The sequence below is a fragment of the Chitinophaga sancti genome (assembly GCF_034424315.1).
Classification (GTDB): domain Bacteria; phylum Bacteroidota; class Bacteroidia; order Chitinophagales; family Chitinophagaceae; genus Chitinophaga; species Chitinophaga sancti.
Window position 1 is genome coordinate 7,433,531 of record NZ_CP139972.1, and the last position, 23,411, is coordinate 7,456,941.

The 23,411-nt window shown below is 44.5% G+C and carries 19 protein-coding genes; 13 read left to right on the forward strand and 6 right to left on the reverse strand.

Annotation, left to right across the window (positions count from 1 at the left end):
* Positions 1 to 25: 25 nt before the first annotated feature.
* Both cobA and U0033_RS29320 read left to right on the forward strand, forming a co-directional pair.
* Entirely contained in the window at positions 26 to 790 is a 765-nt protein-coding gene (cobA, locus tag U0033_RS29315) for a uroporphyrinogen-III C-methyltransferase (protein ID WP_072361980.1), read from the forward strand.
* The gene (locus U0033_RS29320; protein ID WP_072361983.1) at positions 777 to 1,466 is read left to right on the forward strand and encodes a Crp/Fnr family transcriptional regulator; all 690 of its coding nucleotides are present in this window, start codon (positions 777 to 779) and stop codon (positions 1,464 to 1,466) included. Before cobA ends, U0033_RS29320 begins: the two co-directional genes overlap by 14 nt.
* Here U0033_RS29320 and U0033_RS29325 read toward each other — a convergent pair.
* The 4 genes from U0033_RS29325 to U0033_RS29340 all read right to left on the reverse strand — a co-directional run bounded on the left by U0033_RS29325 (position 1,458) and on the right by U0033_RS29340 (position 5,819).
* The gene (locus U0033_RS29325) at positions 1,458 to 2,084 is read right to left on the reverse strand and encodes a response regulator transcription factor (protein WP_072361985.1); all 627 of its coding nucleotides are present in this window, start codon (positions 2,082 to 2,084) and stop codon (positions 1,458 to 1,460) included. The two genes, U0033_RS29320 and U0033_RS29325, sit on opposite strands and share 9 nt — an antisense overlap.
* Positions 2,081 to 4,126 carry a tetratricopeptide repeat-containing sensor histidine kinase gene (locus U0033_RS29330; RefSeq protein ID WP_072361988.1) on the reverse strand — a complete coding sequence of 682 codons (2,046 nt, stop codon included), beginning with the start codon at positions 4,124 to 4,126 and terminating at the stop codon, positions 2,081 to 2,083. The genes U0033_RS29325 and U0033_RS29330 overlap by 4 nt, the downstream gene beginning before the upstream one ends.
* A gap of 380 nt (positions 4,127 to 4,506) precedes the next feature.
* Positions 4,507 to 4,932 carry a DUF983 domain-containing protein gene (locus U0033_RS29335; protein ID WP_072361994.1) on the reverse strand — a complete coding sequence of 142 codons (426 nt, stop codon included), beginning with the start codon at positions 4,930 to 4,932 and terminating at the stop codon, positions 4,507 to 4,509.
* Positions 4,933 to 4,934: 2 nt separating this feature from the next.
* A complete protein-coding gene (locus U0033_RS29340) occupies positions 4,935 to 5,819 on the reverse strand; it encodes an AraC family transcriptional regulator (protein WP_072361997.1) in 885 nt (294 codons plus the stop codon).
* 222 nt (positions 5,820 to 6,041) lie between these two features.
* Here U0033_RS29340 and U0033_RS29345 point away from each other — a divergent pair, with 222 nt between their 5' ends.
* Positions 6,042 to 9,266: an AsmA-like C-terminal region-containing protein gene (locus U0033_RS29345; RefSeq protein WP_072362000.1), complete on the forward strand. Its 3,225-nt coding sequence runs from the start codon at positions 6,042 to 6,044 to the stop codon at positions 9,264 to 9,266.
* 162 nt (positions 9,267 to 9,428) lie between these two features.
* On the opposite strand, the gene U0033_RS29350 is transcribed toward U0033_RS29345, so the two are convergent.
* Entirely contained in the window at positions 9,429 to 10,547 is a 1,119-nt protein-coding gene (locus U0033_RS29350; protein ID WP_072362003.1) for a hypothetical protein, read from the reverse strand.
* Positions 10,548 to 11,130: 583 nt separating this feature from the next.
* Here U0033_RS29350 and spt point away from each other — a divergent pair.
* Genes spt through U0033_RS29400 form a run of 10 tightly spaced genes read left to right on the forward strand, consistent with a single transcriptional unit; the run spans position 11,131 to position 22,231 of the window.
* A complete protein-coding gene (gene spt, locus U0033_RS29355; RefSeq protein ID WP_072362005.1) occupies positions 11,131 to 12,357 on the forward strand; it encodes a serine palmitoyltransferase in 1,227 nt (408 codons plus the stop codon).
* Between the two features lie 27 nt (positions 12,358 to 12,384).
* The gene (locus tag U0033_RS29360) at positions 12,385 to 13,563 is read left to right on the forward strand and encodes a hypothetical protein (RefSeq protein WP_218164032.1); all 1,179 of its coding nucleotides are present in this window, start codon (positions 12,385 to 12,387) and stop codon (positions 13,561 to 13,563) included.
* Positions 13,560 to 14,540: an NAD-dependent epimerase/dehydratase family protein gene (locus U0033_RS29365; RefSeq protein ID WP_072362008.1), complete on the forward strand. Its 981-nt coding sequence runs from the start codon at positions 13,560 to 13,562 to the stop codon at positions 14,538 to 14,540. The genes U0033_RS29360 and U0033_RS29365 overlap by 4 nt, the downstream gene beginning before the upstream one ends.
* A gap of 41 nt (positions 14,541 to 14,581) precedes the next feature.
* Entirely contained in the window at positions 14,582 to 15,907 is a 1,326-nt protein-coding gene (locus U0033_RS29370; RefSeq protein WP_072362013.1) for an inositol-3-phosphate synthase, read from the forward strand.
* Complete coding sequence (locus tag U0033_RS29375) at positions 15,904 to 16,356, forward strand: phosphatidylglycerophosphatase A family protein (RefSeq protein ID WP_072362016.1); 453 nt, start codon at positions 15,904 to 15,906, stop codon at positions 16,354 to 16,356. The genes U0033_RS29370 and U0033_RS29375 overlap by 4 nt, the downstream gene beginning before the upstream one ends.
* A 37-nt stretch (positions 16,357 to 16,393) precedes the next feature.
* Positions 16,394 to 16,762, forward strand: a complete 369-nt coding sequence (locus U0033_RS29380) for a GtrA family protein (protein WP_072362019.1) — start codon at positions 16,394 to 16,396, stop codon at positions 16,760 to 16,762.
* Between the two features lie 9 nt (positions 16,763 to 16,771).
* Positions 16,772 to 19,327, forward strand: coding sequence for a DUF5686 and carboxypeptidase-like regulatory domain-containing protein (locus U0033_RS29385; protein WP_072362021.1), 2,556 nt, complete (start codon positions 16,772 to 16,774; stop codon positions 19,325 to 19,327).
* A 23-nt stretch (positions 19,328 to 19,350) separates the two neighbouring features.
* The gene (locus U0033_RS29390; protein ID WP_072362024.1) at positions 19,351 to 20,613 is read left to right on the forward strand and encodes a DUF4833 domain-containing protein; all 1,263 of its coding nucleotides are present in this window, start codon (positions 19,351 to 19,353) and stop codon (positions 20,611 to 20,613) included.
* Positions 20,614 to 20,651: 38 nt separating this feature from the next.
* Complete coding sequence (locus U0033_RS29395; RefSeq protein ID WP_072362027.1) at positions 20,652 to 21,284, forward strand: sterol desaturase family protein; 633 nt, start codon at positions 20,652 to 20,654, stop codon at positions 21,282 to 21,284.
* A 5-nt stretch (positions 21,285 to 21,289) separates the two neighbouring features.
* Positions 21,290 to 22,231: a phosphatase PAP2 family protein gene (locus U0033_RS29400; RefSeq protein WP_245801778.1), complete on the forward strand. Its 942-nt coding sequence runs from the start codon at positions 21,290 to 21,292 to the stop codon at positions 22,229 to 22,231.
* Here the strand turns inward: U0033_RS29400 and U0033_RS29405 are convergent.
* Complete coding sequence (locus tag U0033_RS29405; RefSeq protein ID WP_072362030.1) at positions 22,208 to 23,404, reverse strand: tetratricopeptide repeat protein; 1,197 nt, start codon at positions 23,402 to 23,404, stop codon at positions 22,208 to 22,210. The genes U0033_RS29400 and U0033_RS29405 overlap by 24 nt on opposite strands.
* Positions 23,405 to 23,411: the final 7 nt, after the last annotated feature.

The window sequence follows — 23,411 nt, forward strand, 5'->3', positions numbered from 1 at the left end:
ATAATTATTTGTAATATTAAAGAGTATGGCAAAATTATCCCTTGTAGGTGCTGGGCCGGGTGATCCGGAGCTGATTACGCTGAAGGCCATTAATGTTTTAAAAAGGGCAGATGTAATTCTTTATGATGCGTTGGTAAATGAAGAATTGCTGAGTTATGCAAAGCCGGCGGCGGTATTGCAGTTTGTGGGCAAGCGGTATGGATGTCATTCCCTGTCACAGCAGGAGATCAACCATCTGATAGTGGAATATGCTTATAGTCATGGGCATGTGGTAAGGCTGAAGGGGGGAGATCCGTTTGTATTTGGCCGTGCCGGGGAAGAGATTGCAGCGGCGAATGCTGCGGGGATACAGGTGGAGGTGATTCCGGGTATTTCCAGTGCCCTGGCGGCAGCGGAGTCCCAGATGATACCGCTTACCAGCAGGGGGGTAACTGAAAGTTTCTGGGTAACAACGGGTACTACGCTCACGGGTGATATATCAGGAGATATTGAGCTGGCGGCCCGGTCTACGGCGACTGTTATTATATTGATGGCCATGAGTAAACTGGAGGCGATTATGGAGATCTTTACCGAGCATGGTAAAAAGGATCTGCCGGTGGCTATCATCCAGGAGGCGACTACGGGCAGGGATAAAATGGTTGTCGGTACAGTAACTGATATCTATTATAAGGCTCAACATGAAGGAATGGCAAATCCTGCTGTGATTGTAGTGGGAGAAGTAGTACGTTTGCGTAATATAGCTGCCGAAGTGCAGGCATTGATCAAAAAGAAGAACAATGAAGAAAGATAAATCGGGTTGTAATTTAAGCACCTGTATGTTCTGCCGGCTTTGTGTACCTGAATGGACACCTGCTATACAGGCGCACAAGCAAACTTATACTGTTAAAAAAGGCGGGTTGTTATTTAAGGAGGGAGATCCTGTACAGGGAATTTTCTTTTTATATAGTGGATCCGTGAAAGTGCATAAGCACTGGGGAGAGGAAAAGGAATTGATTGTACGTTTTGCCCGTAGGGGAGACATTGTCGGGCATAGGGGGGTCGGTACCACTCAATTTTATCCCGTATCAGCTACTGCTTTGGAGGCTGTGGAAGTTTGTTTTATTCCCCTTGATTTTTTCCAGGTCACACTGAAGGTGAACCATGATTTCCTGTATGCCATGATGCTTTTCTATGCTACTGAACTACAGGAATCAGAAGAGAAGATGCGGAACCTGGTAAACATGCCGGTGAAGGGTAGGGTGGCTTACGCTTTATTATTACTGGCTGAGAAGTTTGGGCAGGATGCTGAGGGAAATATAGACCTGATACTAAGCAGGCAGGACCTGGCTTCTTATACAGGAACGACGTATGAAACCGCCTTCAGGGTGATGAGTGAGCTGATCCAGGAGCAGGCCATCGCTGTATCCGGCAAGAGTATAGCTGTGACAGATACAGCGAAGCTGCAGGTATATTCCCGCTTACAATAGTTTGTATTCAGCCGCGAGTTTTACAACCGAAGTCGTATTGTTCACACCAAACTTTTCCATCAGGTTCTTACGATGGCTTTCTACTGTATGGGTACTGATAAATAATTGTTCTGCTATCTGGATAGTGGTCAGGCCTTTGCCTATGAGCTGGAGGATTTCCTTTTCGCGGCGGGTAATGCGCGGGATGGCTTTTAGCATGTCCTGGTCAGCGCTTTTCAGTGCTTCGCGGGTACTGGTACAAAGGTATTCTTCTCCATCCATCACGGTATTGATGGCTTTGATGATTTCATTGCCCAGGGCATTTTTCAATACATAGCCACTTGCACCGTTTTGGAGCATACTGTGAATAACAGGTTGCTCATCGTGCACACTGAGGGCGATGATCTTGATATCTTCGTACTTCTTTTTAATCTCTGTGGTCAGGTTTATGCCACTTACATCCGGAAGGTTCACATCCATGAGGATGACATCCGGGTGATCTTTTTCTTCCAATGCCTGTAGTACGCTTTTACCATTGCCATAATCCCCGATCACATCAATGGTCAGGTCAGTACGCAGTATGTTCTTCAGTCCTTCCACCATAATGGGGTGGTCTTCAACAACTATAACCTTTATCATGCATCATTTTTTTCGCTTGTTGCACATTCGATTGTGATGGTGGTTCCTGTTCCTATTTCTGATTGAATTTCCATTTTTCCACCGAGGAAGTCTACACGGGCCTGGATATTGGCGAGGCCGGCGCCTTTTAATTTATTTCCCTGCGTGGTATCAAAGCCTGCTCCATCATCTTCTATCGTCAGGAAGATGGTGTTGTCTGTTTGCTGCAGCAGTACAAGGATCTGGGAGGCATTTGCATGCTTGATAGCATTGTTGACAAGCTCCTGCATAATTCTGTACAGTACTACCTGGCGGGTATGTTTCATACTGTCTGTATGGAAATTGTATACCTGGCAGACGATATTATTTACGCCGGTTTTTTTGAGGCCACGGCAGTATTCTACGGTTGCTTCACCCAGTCCGTATTTAATCAGGATTTCAGGCATCATGCTGCGGGCTATACGGCGCAGTTCATCCATGGCGCCATCCAGTCGCTGGAGTGTATTATTTACTTTATCGTGCTTGATCTCGATATCATCTATGGTAGGGATCGTAGATAGCTCAAGTTTGATACCAGATAATAATCCTCCCAGTCCATCGTGCAGATCTCTGGCCAGGCGGGTACGTTCCTGTTCCTGTCCTTCCAGCATTGCACTCAAGAGGGAGATGTGATGTTCCTGGCGGATGCGGTCTACTTCGAACTGGTGCAGTTGTTCCTGTTGTGTGAGCAGTTTGCGTCCGTTGCGGTAAAAGAGATAACTCAATCCTGCTACGACCAGCAATGAGATCATTATCACGATCATCAGGGAAATCAGCAACCTGTTTTTCTGCAGGGCAAATTCCTGTCTTTCGTTTTCATGTTGCAGTTGCAGGATGCGTCTTTCTTTTTCAGAGGTCTGGAACTGGGTTTCCAGTTCGTGCAGTTTGGCGGTCACTTCCTGTTCCTGCATGCTGTCGGCAAGGGTAATATATTGTCTCAGGAAGCGGTATCCCTGATCTGAATTACTTTGTTTGTAGGCGATATCGGCCATGAGGTCCAGTGCTGGCATGTGCAGGGGATAATCCCTGAGAGAGGATGCCAGTGCTGTATATTCGTTCATAAATGACATGGCTATATCATACTGGCCAAGTCGGTTATGCAATTTTGCCAGGGAATAGAGGTTCTGACAGATGGTGGTGTTATCCTGGTAGCGGCGGGCGATAGACAATCCACTGTTGAACATGGTGGTGGCATGTACATACATCTGGTGTTTCTGATCCAGCTGCCCCTGGTAGTCGAACCAGGAAGCCCAGAGGTTGGAAGAGTCTCCCGGCATGGAGTCCAGTTTCTTTTTGGCATCGGAGAGGTGCTGCTGCATTTGCTGCAGGCTATCGAGGTAGAACATACAGCTGGACAGGTTCAGGTGCCGGCTGATGATGTCGTCTGTGAACACTGCGGAGTCGGCATATGTTTCCAGGCTCTTATTATAATATGTAGTGGCAGTTTTGTATTGTGCCTTATTAAAGAAGATGTCTCCCAGGCTCTGGTAGGTGGATCCCAGTATTTTGGGCTCATTGAGTTGTTCGATAATGGGGATAGCATTCAGGTATTCTTCTACCTGTAGCTGGGTATAGCCTTTGTCGCCCATGACCGTGGCGATATTAATCCGTGTCATGGCCATGAGCTTGCGGCTTTCCCTGGCCGTATCCTTTTTAAGGGCCTCTTTTGCCAGGATCAGGTACTTTTCTGCTTCCTGGGGATCACGGTAGGTTCGGTACCATTCACCCAGGGCAAGATGAGCACTGGCGATTCCGAGTTTGTTATCCCGTTTTTCTTCCAGTTTAAGTGCCTGTTGTATGTAAGAGAAGGCTAAAGCGCTGTCGGTGGTCTGCAATTTTTTTGCAAGCCGGAGAAATAATTCCACCCTTGAAGCTTCGTCGGGAACCCTTCGGATAGCGTTTTGAAGGCTATCCAGGTAGGTCGGTTTGGACCTGGAGCAGCTGGTGAAGAATGTGCTGTTTGCAATTAACAGCATGATAATGAGTATGCTTAATACCCGCTTGTAAGTAAATAATGTTCCCATCCGGATGGAAATATATAAAAATTTTTATAAATATAGCTACTTGGTTGAGATAATTGGATTTAGATTGTTTTTAATATGATCAGGGAAGAAAACCCCTGTTTTCCGGGATTTTTTTCCGGGAGAACAGGCTGTACTTTTGTGATGTCGAAAGGGAAATGTGAAAATGAAGATAAGCCGGAAGGCTACAACAATGACGATATACTAATCAAAAATATTCACGAGGCCATAGATTTTATTGAACAAACCCCAGAGATGACAAGGCAGCGGGATTCGTACACCCGCTGCCTGTATTTATTTTAAAACGATCTTCTCTTTATATTATTGTTTCCACAACCATTTTATATTTCATATTCTGAGCTGACCAAAGGACCTGTTACACATTAGTGTTGATAGTGTCCTGTTTTTATTTCAGGATTATAGCCCACAAAGAAGGCAAGCCAGATGGTTCGGGAAATACGCATGATGGGTGGCTGCAGGAGAACGAGCAGGACTGCGTTGATGCCAATCCACCAGAATATTCTGTTGTCATCAAGTGAGAAACCGATCAGCACATACCAGGCTACGAAGGTGGCCACACTAAATGCCACGGTGAGCGCATAACTTACATAGCCTGTACCAAAGTAGAACCCGATTTCCCTTTGCAGATCTTCTCCACATACGGGGCATTTCTCGTTCATTTCTGTAAAATGCTTCAGGTTATAGGCATTGTCTGTCTTAAAAAGTTTTCCTTTACGGCAGGCGGGACATCTGTTTTTCCAGATACTAAGGAAGAAGTTGGGCCGTTTTTCGATTTTTTCTGCACACATAGTTATTGAGTAATAAATTTCTTTCTGAATTCTTCGGGTGTGATCCCCTCATAATTTCTGAAGAAACGGGTGAAGTAAGAGTTGTCCTTAAAATTAAGATCGTACGCGATTTCGAGAATGCTCATATCTGCATTGGTAAGCAGTCGTTTAGCTTCCAGCAGGATCCTGTCACGGATCACGTCGCCGGCTGTTTTGCCCAGCAATTCCCTGCACAATGCATTGAGATGATTGGGTGTTATGTACAGCAAAGCGGCATAATCTTTCGGCAGTCTTTTACTACGAAAATACTGATTGATAAGCTGTTGGAAGTTGCGAAGCTGCATGGAAGTATGTCCTGTCAGGGCCGCGGTTCCCGGTCTGGTGGTATGTCGTTCTACAGTGATGAAGAGCTCCAGCAACCGCAGGCAGATCATGTCCAGGTTAAGCTGAGGATGCTGGTTTGCTTCCCGTAACAGTCTTTCGAACAGTTCGGTGACTTCCGGATAAATGTAAGCCGGTAGCTGGCAAACGGATTGCTGGCTGTTGCCACTGAAGAAACTGAACTGATCCAGGTAATTAGGATTGAGCAGGAAGGATCGGAAGAAGTCGGCGGCGAAGTGAATAATATATCCGTCGGTACGGCTTGTAAAATCCCAGCTGTGAACCTGGCCTGGAGCCATAAAGTAGACCTGGAAGGGTTGTACATCGAATTTGACAAAGTCGATGGTGTGGGATCCGCTACCTTTTGTGAACATCACCAGGTGATAGAAACCATGCCTGTGCGGATGATGCCTTGCCTGGTAGTGTTTGTCGAGGTATCCGGCAAAGTCTTCTACCATCAGGTGCAACGGTTGCCCGTTCTTGTCTATGGTACAGACATCGTAGACCGGTATTGTAGCGCGAGCCATTGTGCGATTGTTATTGATTGTACAAAATTACCGGATTTTATGAGTATCTGGTGGTATAATAAGGGGGTAATATGGTACTTTTTACTGATTCGGTAAATAGTAGGGGTAATTAGCCCTGGGAAGCGTCATATATACATATAAAATATTTTTATTTTATAGGGTTCTGGTTAATTTTGCGGAATTCAATTATATAAGTCTCAACCTACATCATTAAAAAGAAGCATGAAGACACGGAAACGTATTTTTCGTATCCTGTACGTTGTATTGGGTTCTATGCTGGCATTATTAGGGATTGCCTCTCTTATTCTGTATACGCAGCAGGAACGATTAACACAAATGGCACTGAGGGAGCTGAATAAGCAGTTGCCCGGTGACCTCGTAGTGGGAGGTAGTAACATCGCTCCATTTGAAAATTTCCCTTACGTATCTATTGGGCTGAAGAATGTAACATTTTATGCTAACAAACAGCATACTGGTAAACCTTTGTATCAGGTGGAGCGGTTGTTTGTCGGGTTCAGTTTGCCGGATATTATCTTCCAGAAATATAATGTAAAGGTACTGGTGGTGAAAAACGGGTACCTGCACCTGGTAAAGGAGCGGAATGGGAAGATCGATATTGTGGAAGCAAACAGGATCAAATCGGATGCTGCGGTGGCAGATAGTGGTGAATCTTCGCCCATGAACCTGGATATAAAAAAGATCATTCTGAGAAACCTGGATATCTCGTATACCGATAAGGTGATGGGATCACATATTGCTACGCATATTGATAAGATCAAAACATCGTTCAAAATGGATGGTGATGTGATCAATGCCAGCATGGAAGGTAAGCAGTTGGTGGATTATACTACTCCGGCAGATACGGTATTGTTCAGGCGTAAGCATATTGAGACTGACCTGCAATTAAGTTTTGATAGTAAGAAACAGTTGCTGAATATGCCTAAGGGCAAGTTGAAAATGGAACAGGCCAGTTTTAATGTAACCGGTTCCCTGGATATGTCTCATGGCAACCTGGTAGACATAAAACTGGAGGGAGATAAGCCGGATATTAACGTGTTATTATCCTTTGCACCAGCGAGTGTTAATGAACAGTTAAGTCATTTTAAATACGATGGCCGGATTTCTTTCAAAGGGATTATAAAGGGAAAACTGGGAGATGGTGTGATGCCTTTTATCTCAGTTACTTTCGGTTGTGAAAACGCATACTTCCTGAACCCGGATGCGAATAAAAAGGTAGACAGCCTGAGTTTTAAAGGATATTATACGAATGGTGCAGCACGTTCGCTCAAAACCTCTGAACTGCACATCCTGAATATGAGTGCACTGCCTGAAAAAGGAGTTTTCAAAGGCAATTTTGTGATGCGTGACTTTACTGATCCGAAGATTGTGATGCAGCTGAATTCGGAACTGGAACTGGAATTTATCGGGGCCTTCCTGGGTATCAAAGACCTGCAAAAGGTAACAGGACATATCAGTCTGAACATGAACTTCAAGGAACTGGTAGACATGCAATTGCCGGAAGCTTCCCTGGGTAAACTGAAAGAAGGAATCCAGAGTGAACTAACGGTGAGTAACCTGACCTTCCGGATCCCCAATTATCCGCATATGGTGCGTAATATGAACCTGCATGCGAACATGAGGAATGGGATGGTGACCCTGGACAGTCTTGCATTGCGTGTAGGGCAATCAGATATTATGCTGAGTGGTTCCCTGAGTGACCTTCCGGCCGTGTTTCATAAGCACCAGCAACCGGTGAAAGTGACCTTGAATGCGCATAGTAACAGGATACTGATGAGTGATATCCTGGCTTTTGATTCTGCTAAAGCAAGGCAGGCGAAAGAGGTGATCAATGGATTCAATATTGCATTGTCTCTGGAGACATCAGTACACCAGTTGCTGCATCCGGCGCCATTACCGAAAGGCACTTTCAAAATGGAGAAACTGAATGCTGCATTTAAATATTATCCGCATGCATTTCATGATTTTGGCACGGAGGTAACAATCAACGATACTGCATTGCTGATGCGTAATTTTGGTGGATTGATCGATAGTACTGATCTGAAACTGAGTGCAAGAGTGATTAATTATCAGTTGTGGTTTGAGAAGGTAAAGAGGGGTAAAACCCAGGTTGCATTTGACCTGAAATCACAACACCTGGCCATGAATGATCTGCTGGGAAAGATCAGCAGAAACTATGTGCCGAAAGACTATCAGCATGAGGTGGGCAGTAATATCTGGTTGCGTGCCAAGTGCGATATGAAGTACGATTCTATCTTCAAATTTGCCAAACTCCATATTGCGAATATATCCGGATCATTGAAAGTTCATCCGATCGACATGGACAAAATCAATGGTACGATCATGTATGGTAATAACCGTTTTGTACGCATTGATACGCTGACGGGAAGAATTGGGAACAGTGATTTTGATATCAGTGGCCGCTTATTCTATGGAAAGGATACAACGCTGAAGAAGAAACCTAACTTCCTTACGTTTAAATCCCGGAAACTGGATGTGGATCAGCTGACGAATTATAAATTATCAGGTGTGGAAGAGGATGAAGATAAGCCACTGGTAGCACCTGCGGCCGTGAGAAATACGGTGACGGATTCTATTCATAAGAGTGCGTTCAACATCTTCAATGTACCGTTTACCGATATCACTGTAGATGCGGTAGTGGGTAAGGTAAAGTACCATCATTTGTGGATAAAGGACTTTACCACGAAGATGCGGATGCAAAGAGATCATCACCTGTATATCGATACCCTGGGTATGCATATTGCGGAAGGTACGATTGGTATGAGGGGGCATTTTAACGGGTCTGATCCGGCTAAGATCATGTTCAGGAGCAGGATTCGTTTCAATGATGTGAATATTGAGAAGATGATGTTGAAACTGGATTATTTTGGGCAGGATTATGTGATCAATAAGAATGTGAAGGGAAGGTTATTCGGACAGGTGAGATGTCGTGTACTGATGCACCCTGATCTAACACCGAGACTTGAAGACTCAGAAGCTACGCTGGATGTGGATATCAGGAATGGTAGTCTGGTGAACTTTACACCCATGAAGGCGATGGCGAGTTACTTCAAAGACAAGAATCTGAACAAGATCAACTTTGATACGCTGAGAAATAAGCTGACTTTAAAGAATGGCGTATTGGAGATCCCAAAAATGAATATCAACTCCTCACTTGGGTTTATTGAAATATCAGGTAAGCAGGGATTGGATTTTAGCATGGAGTATTACCTGAGAGTGCCGATGAAGGTAGTGACAAGTGCGGGCTGGCAGGGATTATTTGGCAGGAAGAAAGAAGAGGTAAATCCGGATCAGGAGGATGCGATTGAGTATAGAGACAAGAACAAGACGGTCCGTTTCATGAATATTAAAGTGACCGGTACGCCGGATAAGTTTAAAGTCGGATTAGGGAAAGCGAAAAAAGCGTAGCTATGAAGACAGCAATCATCCAGGCAGCTGGAAAATAGATAACGAGGGTGTATTAAAAGTAAAATTTCCGGATTTAATTCGGTACCTGGCAGAAAGTATTATTATTAATGCAATGCTCAATGCCTTCAAGTTACTTTTAATACAACCTCGTTTAGTAAGATGTTAGTGCCTGGTTGCGCGACCGCTATTACGACCACCGCCGTTGCCACCGCCATTGTTAAAAGTCCTGCCGCCACCGGATTGTCTGCTACCACCGCCATAGTTGTTGTTCACCCTGTTTGGTGTATAGTTGGATCCGCCATTGCTTCTACCGCCACCGTAGTTTCTGTCACCGCTGCTAACGGGAGCCCTGCCACCGGTATTCACTCTTTCGGATGGATAGTAACCACCTCTGTTGCCACCACCGTTGTAATAGGTTCTGTTTGGTGCGTAGTTGCCACCTCTGTTTCCGCCGTAATAACCCTGACGATAATCCTGGCGGTATCCGCCGCGGTATTCGGGGCGGCTGTTGCGATAGTTGTTTACTATCACCCTGTTACGCTGAATTACAGTAACGGAAGTAATGCGGGAAGGTCTGTACATAACCATGGCAGGCTGAATTCTGCGGGTAGGTACTACTACATAGCGGGTGTTGTAGTGAACGCAATAGGGGTGGTATGCATAATAAGGCATTGGGCGCCATGGACGCCACCATCCCGGGTGAGCTACCCAGGTAAACGGAGACACCCATACTGTATAGGCTGGGGCATATACATAGCGAACACAAGGCCAGAACCATACGTTCACAATAATACCTTCGGGGCTTGATACAGCGGGACCATGAGAAGCCGGGCTATAGTTAAAAGCATTCTCGGCTTCAGGTAATGGTTCAGCAATGGTAGATTCACCATAGATGTCATCATCACCTTCTATCTGGATGACGGCATTGTCCTGACCTGTTTTCTGGAGGGAGATCACGGCTACGTCCTGGCTTTCGCTGGGAGACACCAGGGCCTGGAGTACAAAGATCTGCACATCATCCTGTTTTTTTCCTGTAACACGCACATAATCAATCTGTCCGTCTCCATTCAGGTCGAGGTTATTGACTTTATTATCCTGAGTATTTAATAATTTTTCGAATTCTTCGGGTGATCCTGCTTTTTTAAATAAATCCAAGGCTCCCTGTAAACTGAAATTGTCCCCGGGTAAACCGGTAGAATCTGCTTCCTGATCCTGCGCGCTGGCAGTAGCTGCTATTGTAAAACACAGGAGCAGTGCAGAGATGGTTTTTGAAAGGTGCATACGATGTATTTTAGATCGTTAGGGAAGTGAAATTACAAATAGTTTAATTGTATTATATAAAAACTGTGCCAATTGGGGGCAGTTGGTGCTTTTGAGCGTTAACTACTTGATAATTAATGATAAAAATCCAGAACGTATAAATAATTTTTGTTTGTCTATTTGATTGTATTTCTTGATGGTTTAGATTTTTTTTTGATTTTATTACAGTTTTTTTCCTAATTTGGTGCCGTCAATCATAGGGTCCGGGCTTCCGGAATGACTACTTAAACCGCAACTCGCATACTGTTTTTGGGCCACCAAATTATGACATTGTTTGACGATAACAAGTCACCGTTTTGTTTTCAAACATAGTTAAATATTAACTGTTTACGATTTTTCGTGAACAGCGCTTAAACCGCAACTCGCATACTGCTTTTGGACCTTTTTTTTAACGCTGCATTCAGTGGTGTGGTACTGGCTTTTCAGTCTGTTATCGCAGAAATTAAATACTGTCAATTATGATCTGAAAAAGGTGCAGATCATAAGGCATGGTATCTGAAATTGCACAGGTATCGTGTTATAACAACCGATTTAGAGCAAAAAGATGAGTAAAATGTTACGTGCGAAGATGGCGGGAAATCCCCGGGTAGAAAGTGCAAAGGAGAGGGGCATCTGGCCTTATTTCAGGCCTATTTCTTCCGGTCAGGACACTGAGGTCGAAATTCAGGGTAAGAAAGTACTGATGTTTGGATCCAATTCCTATTTAGGGCTTACAAACCATCCTCAGGTGATAGCTGCCGCTGTCAAAGCAACAGAAAAATACGGAACCGGTTGCGCGGGGTCTCGTTTTTTAAATGGAACGCTGGATTTACATCTGGAACTGGAATCAAGGCTGGCCAGGTTTGTAGGCAAAGAGAATGCGATCGTATTCAGCACTGGTTTTCAGGCCAATCTGGGTGCATTGTCAAGTCTGACGGGCCGCAATGACTACATTGTCCTGGATGAACTGGATCATGCTTCTATTATTGATGGTAGCCGTTTATCCTTCTCCAAGGTAGTTAAGTACAAGCATAATGATATGGACAGCCTTGAAGCCAAGTTACAGGCTTTGCCTTCAACAGCTGTACGTCTGATTGCTGTGGATGGCGTGTTCAGCATGGAGGGTGATCTGGCAAAATTGCCTGACATCGTATCTCTGGCTGATACTTATGGTGCAAATATCATGGTGGACGATGCGCATGGTCTGGGTATCCTGGGTATGAATGGTACCGGTACTGCTTCTCACTTTGGTCTTACCGACAAAGTAGATGTGATCATGGGTACTTTCAGCAAGTCTTTTGCTTCCCTGGGTGGATTTATTGCAGCGGACAATACCATTATTGAGTACCTGAAACACACTGCGCGCGCCCTGATCTTCAGTGCAAGCATGACCCCGGCTGCCGTGGCAAGTGTACTGGCGACCCTGGATATCATTGAATCAGAACCTGACCACATCAAGCGTTTATGGGATAATACAGAATATGCCCGCAAGCTGCTGGAAGAAGCTGGTTTTGATACAGGGGAAGTATCCGAAACGCCTATTATTCCTATTTACATCCGCAATGAGGAAGGAGTATTCAGTATTACCAAGCGATTACAGGAACTGGGTCTCTTTGTGAATCCTGTGGTACCTCCTGCGGTTCCTCCTGATGCTACACTGATTCGTTTTTCACTGATGGCGACACACACTTTTGACCAGATTGAAAGAGCGATAGAAATGCTGGTGAAAGCATTCAAGGAAGAAGGAATTCCTTTAAGAGAAAAACAGAACGGGAACATAGTGCTGCAATAACGCCTGTAACTAATAAAGCAAAAAATAATGGACACTATACAGACACCTTCCGTTTCCGCCACAACCACTGTAGTCAGAGGAAGCGCACCTGTTATCGAACAGGTGAGCACAAAACAGCAAATGAAACTGTTCATCGACTTCCCGCATGACCTATACAGCAATGATCCGCTTTACGTGCCCGAGTTGTTTATAGCACAACGCGACCTTTTAACACCGGGCAAACATCCTTTCCACGAACATTCAGAACTACAACTGTTTCTCGCTTTACGTGACAAAAAAGTAGTTGGCCGTATAGCCGCTATCAACAATCGCAATCACAATGCCTTTAATGGCACCAACGATGGTTTCTTTGGCTTTTTCGAATGCATTCCTGATCTGACAGTGAGCAATGCCCTGTTCGATGCAGCAGCAGAATGGCTGAAGAAGCAGGGTTTATCGACCATCATTGGACCGGTGAATTTTTCTACTAACGAAACCTGTGGTTTACTGATCGAGGGATTTGACAGTTCACCTGTGGTGATGATGACCTATAATCCTCCCTATTACATAGAGCTGATTAAGGCTGCTGAGATGACGGTAAACGTGACACTGATTGCATGGCAGGTAACTGCCGAGGCAGTAGAAGATAAGCCATTGCGTATGATGCAGATGCTGGAGAACAGACTCGCCCAGCGGAATATTGTCATACGCAAAATAAACCTGAAGAAGTTCGACGAAGAAGTAGTGAAGATCAGGGAGGTTTATAATAAAGCGTGGGACAAGAATTTTGGATTCGTGCCCATGACAGACAATGAGTTCGCGTATCTGGCAAAGGACCTGAAATTAATAATGGATCCTGATTTATGTATCGTAGCAGAAAAGGAAGGACAAATAATAGGTTTTTCCCTGTGTATTCCAGATTTGAACAAGGTACTGATCAAGGTTCGCAGAGGACGGTTATTGCCTACCGGTCTTTTCAAAATCCTGCTGGGCAAGAGCAAAATCAAGGGGGTACGTGTAATAGCATTGGGGGTATTGGAGCCATTCCGTAAGCTGGGTGTGGAAGCTGTATTCTATGGCCGTGTTATCAAAGAAGGCCGCAGGAAAGGTATTAATGTGGCAGAAGCCTCCTGGATCCTTGAACAAAATGACCTTATGAACAGCGCGATCCAGGCTGTAAATGGGGTACCATACAAGCGATACAGGATTTACGAGAAAGCGATATGAGGAAAGTATTGATTACAGGTGCAAGCGGATTTCTGGGCTTCCATTTAATCGAAGCCGCGCTGGCAGAGGGAATGGAAGTGCACGCAGGAGTAAGGCCCTCCAGTGATGTTGCGCATTTGCAACATTTGGAGATCTCTTTCGTGAACCTTGATTTTCGCGATGTGTCTGGCATGGCAGCCTTGCTACAGGAGCAACAATACACAGACATTATTCATGCTGCAGGTGCCACCCGTGCAAAAAATGAGGCAGCTTTCAATGAGATTAATGCAGGATACACTGAGAATCTTCTGAAAGCGATCGTACAATCTGGTATTGAACTGAACAGGTTCGTTTATTTCAGTAGTCTGGCAGCAGTAGGGCCAAAAGCTTATGAAGCGGAATGGCCGGAGCAGGACGAGGTATCACCCGCTCCCGTGACGTTGTATGGCAAGAGTAAGTTGCTGGCAGAACAATTGTTGAAGCAATACGCCCGGGTTCCCTGGGTCGTATTGCGGCCTACGGCCATCTACGGCCCAAGGGACAAGGACCTGTTCGTATTGTTCAAAACTTATGGCTGGCGATTGGAGCCGTATATGGGAAAGGGGCCCCAGCAGCTGAGTTTTGTTTATGTAAAAGATGTGGCACAGGCTGCCATTCGCGCATTAAACGGACAATTTATACATACCTGTTATGATGTTTCTGACGGTAACAGTTATGACCGTTATGCATTAGCCAAAGTGACAAAGGGTTTGTTAGGCATCAGGACATTACGTATTCACATGCCATTAACATTGATCCGGTGGATAGCCGGAATAGCCGAAGCAACAAGTAAGGGCATGCCGTTGTTAAATAGGGACCGGTTAAATGAGTTAACTGCCCAAAACTGGAACTGTAGCATAATACGTATACAAAGAGAACTTGGATACCAACCTGACTTCACACTTGAAAAAGGGATGAGGGAGACCCTGGATTGGTATACCGGGAACCACTGGTTATAACAAACGTTCACTAATTGAAAAACAAAGAGGCAAAAGATTTTATGAAACATCAAATTAAAGACGCAAATGGGAAGCTGGGAGTACTGATGCCAGGCCTTGGCGCTGTAGCAACCACTTTCATAGCAGGAGTCTTATCTGTGACCAAGGGCTTTTCTAAGCCAATCGGGTCAGTGACACAAATGGGGCATATTCGTCTGGGTAAGAGAACAGACAATAAGAATCCATTGATTAAAGACTTTGTTCCCCTGGCAAAGCTGGAAGATATTGTATTCGGCGGTTGGGATGTTTATGCTGATAACGTGTATACAGCAGCGGTAAAAGCTGAAGTATTGGACAGATTTCAGATAGAAGCAATAAAACCCGAACTGGAAGCCATCGTACCGATGAAAGCAGCTTTTGACAAAAACTTTGTTAAAAACCTGGATGGCACACATGTAAAGGATTTTAAAACGCGTTATGATCTGGCGCAGATGGTGATGGAAGACATTAAAACCTTCCAGGAGAAGAATAAGGTAGAACGTGTGGTAATGGTATGGTGTGGTTCTACAGAAATTTATCATCAGGCAGCAGATGTACATAATTCATTGGCAGCATTTGAGCAGGGATTGAGAGATAATGATGCGAGGATTGCCCCAAGTATGATTTATGCGTATGCGGCACTGAAGTTGGGCGTACCTTTTGCGAACGGTGCACCTAACCTGACCTGCGATATTCCGGCATTGGTTGAGCTGGCTCACCAGACAAAAACACCGATTGCAGGTAAAGACTTCAAGACTGGTCAGACCCTGATGAAGACAATTCTTGCACCGGGTCTGCAGGCAAGGGCCCTGGGCATGGAGGGCTGGTTTAGCACAAATATCCTCGGAAACCGCGATGGATGGGTGTTAGATGATCCTGATAACTTCAAAACCAAGGAAGTTTCCAAGCTTGGCGTTTTGGAAGATATTTTAAGTCCGGAAGAATATCCTGATCTTTACGGTGACCTTTACCACAAAATCCGTATTAACTATTATCCGCCGCGCAAGGATAATAAGGAAAGCTGGGATAACATTGACATCTTCGGCTGGTTAGGGTATAAAATGCAGATTAAAGTAAACTTCCTGTGCCGTGATTCAATTCTGGCCGCACCGATTGTACTGGACCTCGCATTATTTATTGACTTTGCTAAGCGTGCAGGCATGAGCGGCATTCAGGAATGGCTTTCATTCTACCTGAAATCGCCTCAAACTGCTCCTGGCTTACGTCCTGAACATGATATTTTCAAACAGCTTATCAAGCTGCAAAATACCTTGCGCTACCTGATGGGTGAGGATCTGATCACGCATCTGGGATTGGACTATTACGAAGGAATTTTTGATACTGAATGATAAGAATACACAAATTGATCGCTACCAGCCTGGGCATTGGCTATATAGGCAAGGGCGGAGGAACGGTTGCAGCCGCAGTCGCCGCACTGGTTTGGTACCTTGTACTGGCTGGTAGCAATCCTGCCAACTTTTGGCCATTACTTTTAACAGTGGCAATCACATTATTAGGCATCTGGTCTGGCACGGAAGTAGAACCCTACTGGGGCAAAGACGACAAGAAAGTCGTGATCGACGAGGTTGCAGGGATGATGATAAGCGTGCTGTTCGTACCTGTCACCCCGGCATACATATTGGCTGGTTTGGTTTTATTTCGTTTTTTTGATATAGTAAAACCTTTGTATATCAGGCGCACAGAGGCTCTTCCGGGCGGTGTAGGCGTAATGATGGACGATATTGTTGCGGGGATCTATTCCAATATATTGTTGCAACTGGTAATACATTTGATATAGAGTTATTGGGTACGCGTTTTGCAGAATTGTAGACCATATGCGTTTTATTAAAGCACAAGCTTCGGCACTGGTGGCGACCGGAGTTCAATTTATAGTATCCTTTTTACTATTACATACATGGGAGGGATATGGTGTAGCTGCCAATGTGACAGGAGTGATCTGTGGAGGTATTACCAACTTTATAATAAACAGAAGGTGGGTATACCAAAAAGGGAACGACACATGGAACTGGCAAGCTATGAAATATATCATTGTCTGGTTCGGAAACCTGATAGTCAATACTACCTGCTTTTGGGTATTGGCAAATTATACCGCTATTGATCAGCGTGTGGCTATGGTCATGGCATCGGTTATCACCGCCGTCGGGTATAACTACGGAATGCAAAAGCGGTTTGTTTTTAAATGATTTTGGTTAATGAATGGATTTAAACATATAGTATCCGGAATTTTTTTACTGCTCGTCTCTGGCTTTAGTTCGGTAATCGCACAAACGACCACCACCGTTAAAGGTACTGTTACTGATAGCCGTACCGGGGCCCCCTTACCTTTTGTTAACGTTTTTATTCCGGGCACTAGTATCGGTACTGGTACTGACGCTGATGGTAAATATCAGCTGGAGGTTTCTATCACAAGAGATAGTATTCGTTTTGCTTACATGGGGTATAAGAACATCACCAAAAAGATCAATCGTGGGGTAGTTCAGACCATCAACATTCAATTGGAAAGTACAGCAAAAACGCTGAATGAAATTGTCATTAAAAAGAAAAAGGAGCGTTATCGCAATAAGGATAACCCAGCTGTGGAGCTGATTCGCCTCGTAATCGACAACAGGGAGAAAAACCGGATGACGCATTTTGACTATGCACAATACAACCAGTACGAAAAACTGGAGTTTGCACTGAGTAACCTCTCTGAAAAGATTAGCAACGGTCGCCTGACCCGTAAGTATAAATTCATATTTGAGAACCAGGATACCACCAAGTTCGCCGGCAAATCTATTTTGCCAATCTACCTGGAGGAAAAACTGGCCGATGTATATTATCGCCGCGATCCGGAAAAGAAAAAGACAATTGTGACTGGCGAAAAGAAAGTAAGCTTCGAAAACTTCATAGATAACAGGGGCCTTAGCCAATACCTGAACCATATCTACCAGGATGTGGATATCTATGATAACCAGATGATGCTGTTCACGAATCAGTTCCTGAGCCCGATAGCTAACTCTGCGCCTACTTTTTATAAGTACTATATCGCTGATACCATCGTAGCACCGGATAGCAGCAAGTTGATCAAACTTGAATTCTATCCCCGCAACAAGACCGATCTGCTGTTGGAAGGAGAACTGTTCATTACCCTGGATGGTAACTATGCTGTGCAGAAAGCGGATATGACGGCGAACAAAGAGATCAACCTGAACTGGGTAAGAGATTTTCACCTGTACTTTGATTTCGAAAAGACTGCTGACGGCCGCTATTTTACCAGCAAACAAACGCTGATGGCGGACTTCGGGATCTTCAAAGGCAGTAGTGGTATCTATGGTGAGCGTACTGTTTCTATCAAGGATATGGCGATCAACCAGCAAAAACCGGCAGAATTCTATAATGGCGCCGACATTGTGGAAGATGAAAAAAAGGTGCAGCATGGAGATGATTACTTTGTGCAGTACAGGCATGATACGCTGTCAGCTGCTGAATCAAAAGTTTATTCCAATATCGACAGCCTGCAGCACATGAAATCCTTCAAGCGTACAGCTGACATACTCACGCTGTTGCTGGCGGGGTACAAGCAGGCAGGTCCTTATTTCGAAATAGGTCCGGTCAATACATTCTATAGCTTCAACCCGGTAGAAGGCTTCCGCCCACGTCTTGGTGGCAGAACCACTCCAAAACTGAGCAACAGTCTGTATTTCGAAGGCTATGGCGCTTATGGTTTAAAGGATGAGAAATGGAAGTATTACTTTGGTGGTGCTTACGCCTTTAACCACAAGTCCATTTACGACTGGCCGGTAGTAGCCCTGAAAGCAAACTACCAGCACGAAACCAAGATTCCTGGTCAGGAGCTGCAGTTCATTCAGGAAGATAACTTCCTGCTGTCATTCAAACGTGGTAATAACGATAAGTGGCTGTATAACAAGATCTTTAACCTGACCTTTATCCAGGAGTTTGAAAACCACTTCAGTTACCAGGTTGGTTTTAAACACTGGATCCAGACACCAGCTGGTAGCCTGGCATATTATAAAGGATCAGAACCGAATACGCCTGTTACTGAACTGACTACGGCAGAGTTTAGCACAGAACTGCGCTGGGCACCCAATGAAAAGTTCTACCAGGGCAAGAGCTTCCGTATTCCACTGCCGAACAAGTATCCGATCTTCACCCTGAGAGGTATTGCAGGGGTGAAAGGAATTGCGAACAGCCAATATAATTACCAGAACCTCAGTCTGAACATTTACAAGATGTGTTACCTGGGTGTGCTGGGATATAGTGAAGTAGTAGTGGAAGGCAGCAATATTTTTGGCAGTCACCTGCCTTATCCGTTATTGTCTATCCATCGGGCAAACCAGACCTATGCGTACCAGCTGGAAAGTTATAACCTCATGAACTTCCTGGAGTTTGTGAGTGATCACTATATAGGTTTAAATATTGACCATCACTTTAATGGTTTTATCTTTAATAAAGTTCCGCTGTTGAGAAAACTGAAATGGCGCGAAGTGCTTGCAGGTAAAATTATTTATGGGGGCTTACGTCAGGAGAATAATCCTGACAACAATCCTAACCTGATTCAGTTTTCAAAATATGCTGACGGTTCATCATTTACATACACACTGGGCAGAGAGCCTTATATAGAGGGTAGTGTGGGCATTTCTAACATTTTTAGACTGGTGCGTGTAGATCTCGTAAGAAGGTTTACTTACCTAAACAATCCTGGAGTATCCAACTGGGGTATCAGAACACGCGTACGGTTCGATTTTTAACAGTGAGGTTAAAAAGTCTGAGTATGAAAAAGTCATTGAGAGACAAGTTGCAACAACTGATTTATCTGATTATCAATCCAGTAGTAAAAGGATTGATTAAAATAGGCTTTACGCCTAATATAGTAACCCTGGTAGGGTTTCTGCTGAACATAGGGGTGGTAATCATCTTTGTGACCGGCGTGCAGAAAGGAAACAGGGGAGACCTGTCATATGTAGGATGGGCCGGTGCCCTGACACTCTTTGCAGGGCTGTTTGACATGCTGGACGGACAGGTAGCCAGACTGGGTAACCTGGGTTCCAGGTTTGGTGCATTCTTCGATTCCGTACTGGACAGGTATAGTGAAATGGTGTTGTTCCTTGGTATTTGCTATTACCTGGTAGGGCATCATTATTTCCTGAGTTCTATGGCTGCATTCGTGGCTATGATCGGCTCTATGATGGTAAGCTATACCCGTGCAAGGGCCGAAGGCCTGGGCATAGAATGTAAAGGTGGGCTGATGCAGCGTCCGGAGCGTATTGTTGTGATCTCTGTATCTGCTATTGCCTGTGGCATCACTGCCCACTTTATCGGTGGCGATTACAAGCTGTTTGTGCCAGGTATTCCTTTCCATATTTTTGAAACCATTTCTATCTTTACATTCCCACTGTTTATTATGGCGGTGATGACAAACATTACCGCAATTGGCAGAATGCGCGACGCGAAGATAGCACTGGACAAACAGGACCAGGTGACCAGGGTGATCAGAGGTGCCGCTACTACGGTAAAGGTATTAATGATAGCAGCAATCGTAATCTTGCCGACCATGGCCTTCACTTCTGGTGAACCAAACTTCCCGGTGCCAAATGTACCAAGGCAGTTATTCTATATTCAGCGTACATCTAATAGTAATACCATTGTATACGATCTGAATATTGTGGATGGTAAGCTGGATGTAGATGATCCGGTAAATGTTTACTGGATCCGCTATGCGGATGGGGGTGAAAAGAAAGCACTGAACTATATCCAGCGTAAATTTGCATACGGAATTAAAGTAAAGGACCTGGGACAGGGGAAATATGAATTACATTCCGTAGCTTATGCGAAAAAGGACCTTTACCTGATGAAACCTTCCGGACAATCAGATTACCATGTGTATGCAAAAATCGGTAATTCAATGGCTGTACTGGATCGCATTTACATAGAGATCGATGGTGGCACATTCTGGCATCCGAATGTGCAGTACATTGAACTGAAAGGTAAAGACATGGCCACCGGTAAGGAAGTAAGAGAGCAAATCAAACCTTAAGCAGTAGAAAACACCACACATATAATAGATTTAGATTGATGAAAAAGCAATATGTTTCCAATGCAACGGAGTCGGTACCCATGTTTAAGAATGGGCTTCTGGAGGCATTATCCAAGGTACATTTCAGTGTACCACTCATCCTGTATATTCCGGTGATCAGTTATGTATGTTACTATGGATTGACTCATACAGATGCAGGTGTGATGGTGTTCCTGTTGTCAGCTTTGGGAGGTCTGTTTTTCTGGACTTTGACAGAGTATGTATTACACAGATTTGTATTTCACTTTGTGCCTAAATCCAAATGGGGCCTGAGGCTACATTTTATATTCCATGGTGTGCATCATGATTATCCAAACGATGCCCTGAGACTGGTATTGCCACCTTCCGTGAGCGTGCCACTGGCATTGGGCTTTTTCTTCCTGTTTAGAGCCATCATACCTGTAAATTACCTGTTTGGTTTCTTTGCCGGTTTCATGACGGGGTATCTGTTTTATGATATTTCCCACTATGCATTACATCATCTGAATTTTAAGAACGCCTTCTGGAAAAAGCTGAAGAAACACCATATGAAACACCATTACCAAAATGCTGATAAAGGCTATGGCGTGAGCTCTGCTATATGGGATCGGGTGTTCGGATCAAATTTTCCTCAAAAGGAAGAACATCAATAAGGGAAGTGGAGACAATCAATAAGACTAAGACTCTTTTTAGACGAAAAGATATCATATTTACTACACTTGCAAGTATAGCCTACCTGTTACTTTCTGCCCTCCTGGTTGGCTTCAAAACCGACCAGGTGTGGCTGATTGCCATATTTAACGGTTGTTATTATGGCTCCTGGATCAGTCGTAGGTTCATTATAGGATTTTCCATTTTTTTAGTTTACTGGATTATATTCGACTATATGAAGGCCGCACCGAACTACCTGTTCTTTAAGGTGCATATAGCGGATATCTATGGGTTTGAGAAGCACTTGTTTGGTATTCATGAAGGCAGTAAAATACTAACACCTAATGAATACTGGCTCACACATTCGCAGTCGTGGATAGATGTGATGACGGGGATCTTTTACCTGTGCTGGGTGCCGGTGCCACTCATGTTTGCCGTGTATTTATTTGTTACAGACAGACTGGCCCTCCTGCACTTTGCAGCTACTTTCTTCTTTGTGAATCTACTCGGTTTCGTGATCTACTATGTATTCCCGGCTGCGCCACCATGGTATGTACAGATACATGGATTTGAATTTATACCAAATACACCGGGCAATACCGCAGGCTTAGCACGCTTTGATGCATTCTTTCACGCGAATATTTTCCATTCTATTTATAGTAAAGGCTCCAATGTATTTGCAGCCATGCCTTCATTGCATTCTGCTTACCCACTCATCGTGCTGTACTATTCCAGGCATCATGTGAACCGTTTTTTCCAGATCTTATTTACGACTGTGATGGTTGGTATCTGGTTCGCGGCAGTTTACCTGAGTCACCACTATGTTGTCGATGTAATAGCGGGTATTACCACGGCGACTGTTGGTATCTTCATTTACAGAAAGTTCCTGATGAAGGCAGGGTTTTATGACAGGGGTATACAGTGGTTATACAGTTTCGTACGCGGGTAATTTGCGGAGCAGCTCATCTACTTCATTTCCATATTTACGATCAAAATAATAGCGCTTGGCTGTAAGCAGCATGTCTCTTGCAGCTGCGAAATTCTTTTGTTTTGTGTACAGGATGCCCAGGTTTCTGTAGGCATATGCATTGCCTTTATTGTATTGCAGTGATCTGTACATCAGTTCCTCTGCCTGTACAGGATGACCAAGGCGCATCAGCACATAGCCTTTATTGTTATATGCAAAAGCGCAGGATTCATCGTAGGCAATCGCCTGGTCGAAATAAGAAATTGCTTCTACAAAGAGCTGCATTTGAATGCAGGTAAAACCAAGACTGTTCAATAGTTCCGAAGACCCCGGATTGAGAGAAAGTGCATAGACATATAGTTGCATGGCACGATGATGATTCCCCATTTCACTGTAACAGTGCGCTATTTCGGCAATGACACCGGTATGTGCACTATGTTTCTCCAACACCTTCTCATAGTAAGGAAGCGCCTGTACAAAGTTGCGCTCTGCCCTGTACGATACGCCTGTTAACCAGAGGGTATTAACATGTTCCGGGTCTATATGCAGGATGTGCTGACAAAGGATACGGCATTTCCTCCCTTCGTTATATTGCAGGCAGGATTGTGCCTCTCTGAAGTATTTTTCAATAATGTTTTTCTTCTTCTTCGCGCTGTACAACCATAGCAAAAAAGGATAATACCTGGCCGCAAAAGGCAACTTAATACCGGGGCAGTGAAGTGGAATCTCCTGCTGAATATTTCTATCTGCCCTGAGAATGTCCATGTACGAGGCATATACAATACCCAGTGATTGCAGTTTATACTGACAGCGGTTTTCTATCGTTAAAATTGAAAGAATGATATGCTGTGGGCCTAAATGATTGTCTCCCAGCTTCTTCTGGTAATACACGGCATTTTCCAGCATCCTTTCTGCTTCGGCAGTGAGGGGAAGCGTTTCCTTGTTCGGCTTTTCCCCACCTTTTTCCCAGGAGAGGGTCTTGAGCCAGAAGATCATTTTTTCGCGATCGGGGGGATCGATGGCGATATCACTGGTGCAGACTTCGAGAATGCCTAACAGGAGTAACTGACTATCAATATAATAGAGGTGCCGTTCCAGGGAAAACTTCCTGGCATAGGCAAACACGGCTGATAATTCATAGGACGGCGCAAGCATTCATTCA

What these genes read in the sequence shown, in the direction of transcription:
- U0033_RS29330 (WP_072361988.1), bottom strand. Translation starts at nt 4,126, where the DNA reads ATGGGAACATTATTTACTTACAAGCGGGTATTAAGCATACTCATTATC.
- U0033_RS29390 (WP_072362024.1), top strand. Translation starts at nt 19,351, where the DNA reads ATGAAAAAGTCATTGAGAGACAAGTTGCAACAACTGATTTATCTGATT.
- U0033_RS29405 (WP_072362030.1), bottom strand. Translation starts at nt 23,404, where the DNA reads ATGCTTGCGCCGTCCTATGAATTATCAGCCGTGTTTGCCTATGCCAGG.
- U0033_RS29365 (WP_072362008.1), top strand. Translation starts at nt 13,560, where the DNA reads ATGAGGAAAGTATTGATTACAGGTGCAAGCGGATTTCTGGGCTTCCAT.
- U0033_RS29350 (WP_072362003.1), bottom strand. Translation starts at nt 10,547, where the DNA reads ATGCACCTTTCAAAAACCATCTCTGCACTGCTCCTGTGTTTTACAATA.
- U0033_RS29360 (WP_218164032.1), top strand. Translation starts at nt 12,385, where the DNA reads ATGGACACTATACAGACACCTTCCGTTTCCGCCACAACCACTGTAGTC.
- U0033_RS29345 (WP_072362000.1), top strand. Translation starts at nt 6,042, where the DNA reads ATGAAGACACGGAAACGTATTTTTCGTATCCTGTACGTTGTATTGGGT.
- U0033_RS29380 (WP_072362019.1), top strand. Translation starts at nt 16,394, where the DNA reads ATGCGTTTTATTAAAGCACAAGCTTCGGCACTGGTGGCGACCGGAGTT.
- U0033_RS29340 (WP_072361997.1), bottom strand. Translation starts at nt 5,819, where the DNA reads ATGGCTCGCGCTACAATACCGGTCTACGATGTCTGTACCATAGACAAG.
- U0033_RS29325 (WP_072361985.1), bottom strand. Translation starts at nt 2,084, where the DNA reads ATGATAAAGGTTATAGTTGTTGAAGACCACCCCATTATGGTGGAAGGA.
- U0033_RS29385 (WP_072362021.1), top strand. Translation starts at nt 16,772, where the DNA reads ATGAATGGATTTAAACATATAGTATCCGGAATTTTTTTACTGCTCGTC.
- U0033_RS29320 (WP_072361983.1), top strand. Translation starts at nt 777, where the DNA reads ATGAAGAAAGATAAATCGGGTTGTAATTTAAGCACCTGTATGTTCTGC.
- U0033_RS29370 (WP_072362013.1), top strand. Translation starts at nt 14,582, where the DNA reads ATGAAACATCAAATTAAAGACGCAAATGGGAAGCTGGGAGTACTGATG.
- U0033_RS29395 (WP_072362027.1), top strand. Translation starts at nt 20,652, where the DNA reads ATGAAAAAGCAATATGTTTCCAATGCAACGGAGTCGGTACCCATGTTT.
- U0033_RS29335 (WP_072361994.1), bottom strand. Translation starts at nt 4,932, where the DNA reads ATGTGTGCAGAAAAAATCGAAAAACGGCCCAACTTCTTCCTTAGTATC.
- cobA (WP_072361980.1), top strand. Translation starts at nt 26, where the DNA reads ATGGCAAAATTATCCCTTGTAGGTGCTGGGCCGGGTGATCCGGAGCTG.
- U0033_RS29375 (WP_072362016.1), top strand. Translation starts at nt 15,904, where the DNA reads ATGATAAGAATACACAAATTGATCGCTACCAGCCTGGGCATTGGCTAT.
- spt (WP_072362005.1), top strand. Translation starts at nt 11,131, where the DNA reads ATGAGTAAAATGTTACGTGCGAAGATGGCGGGAAATCCCCGGGTAGAA.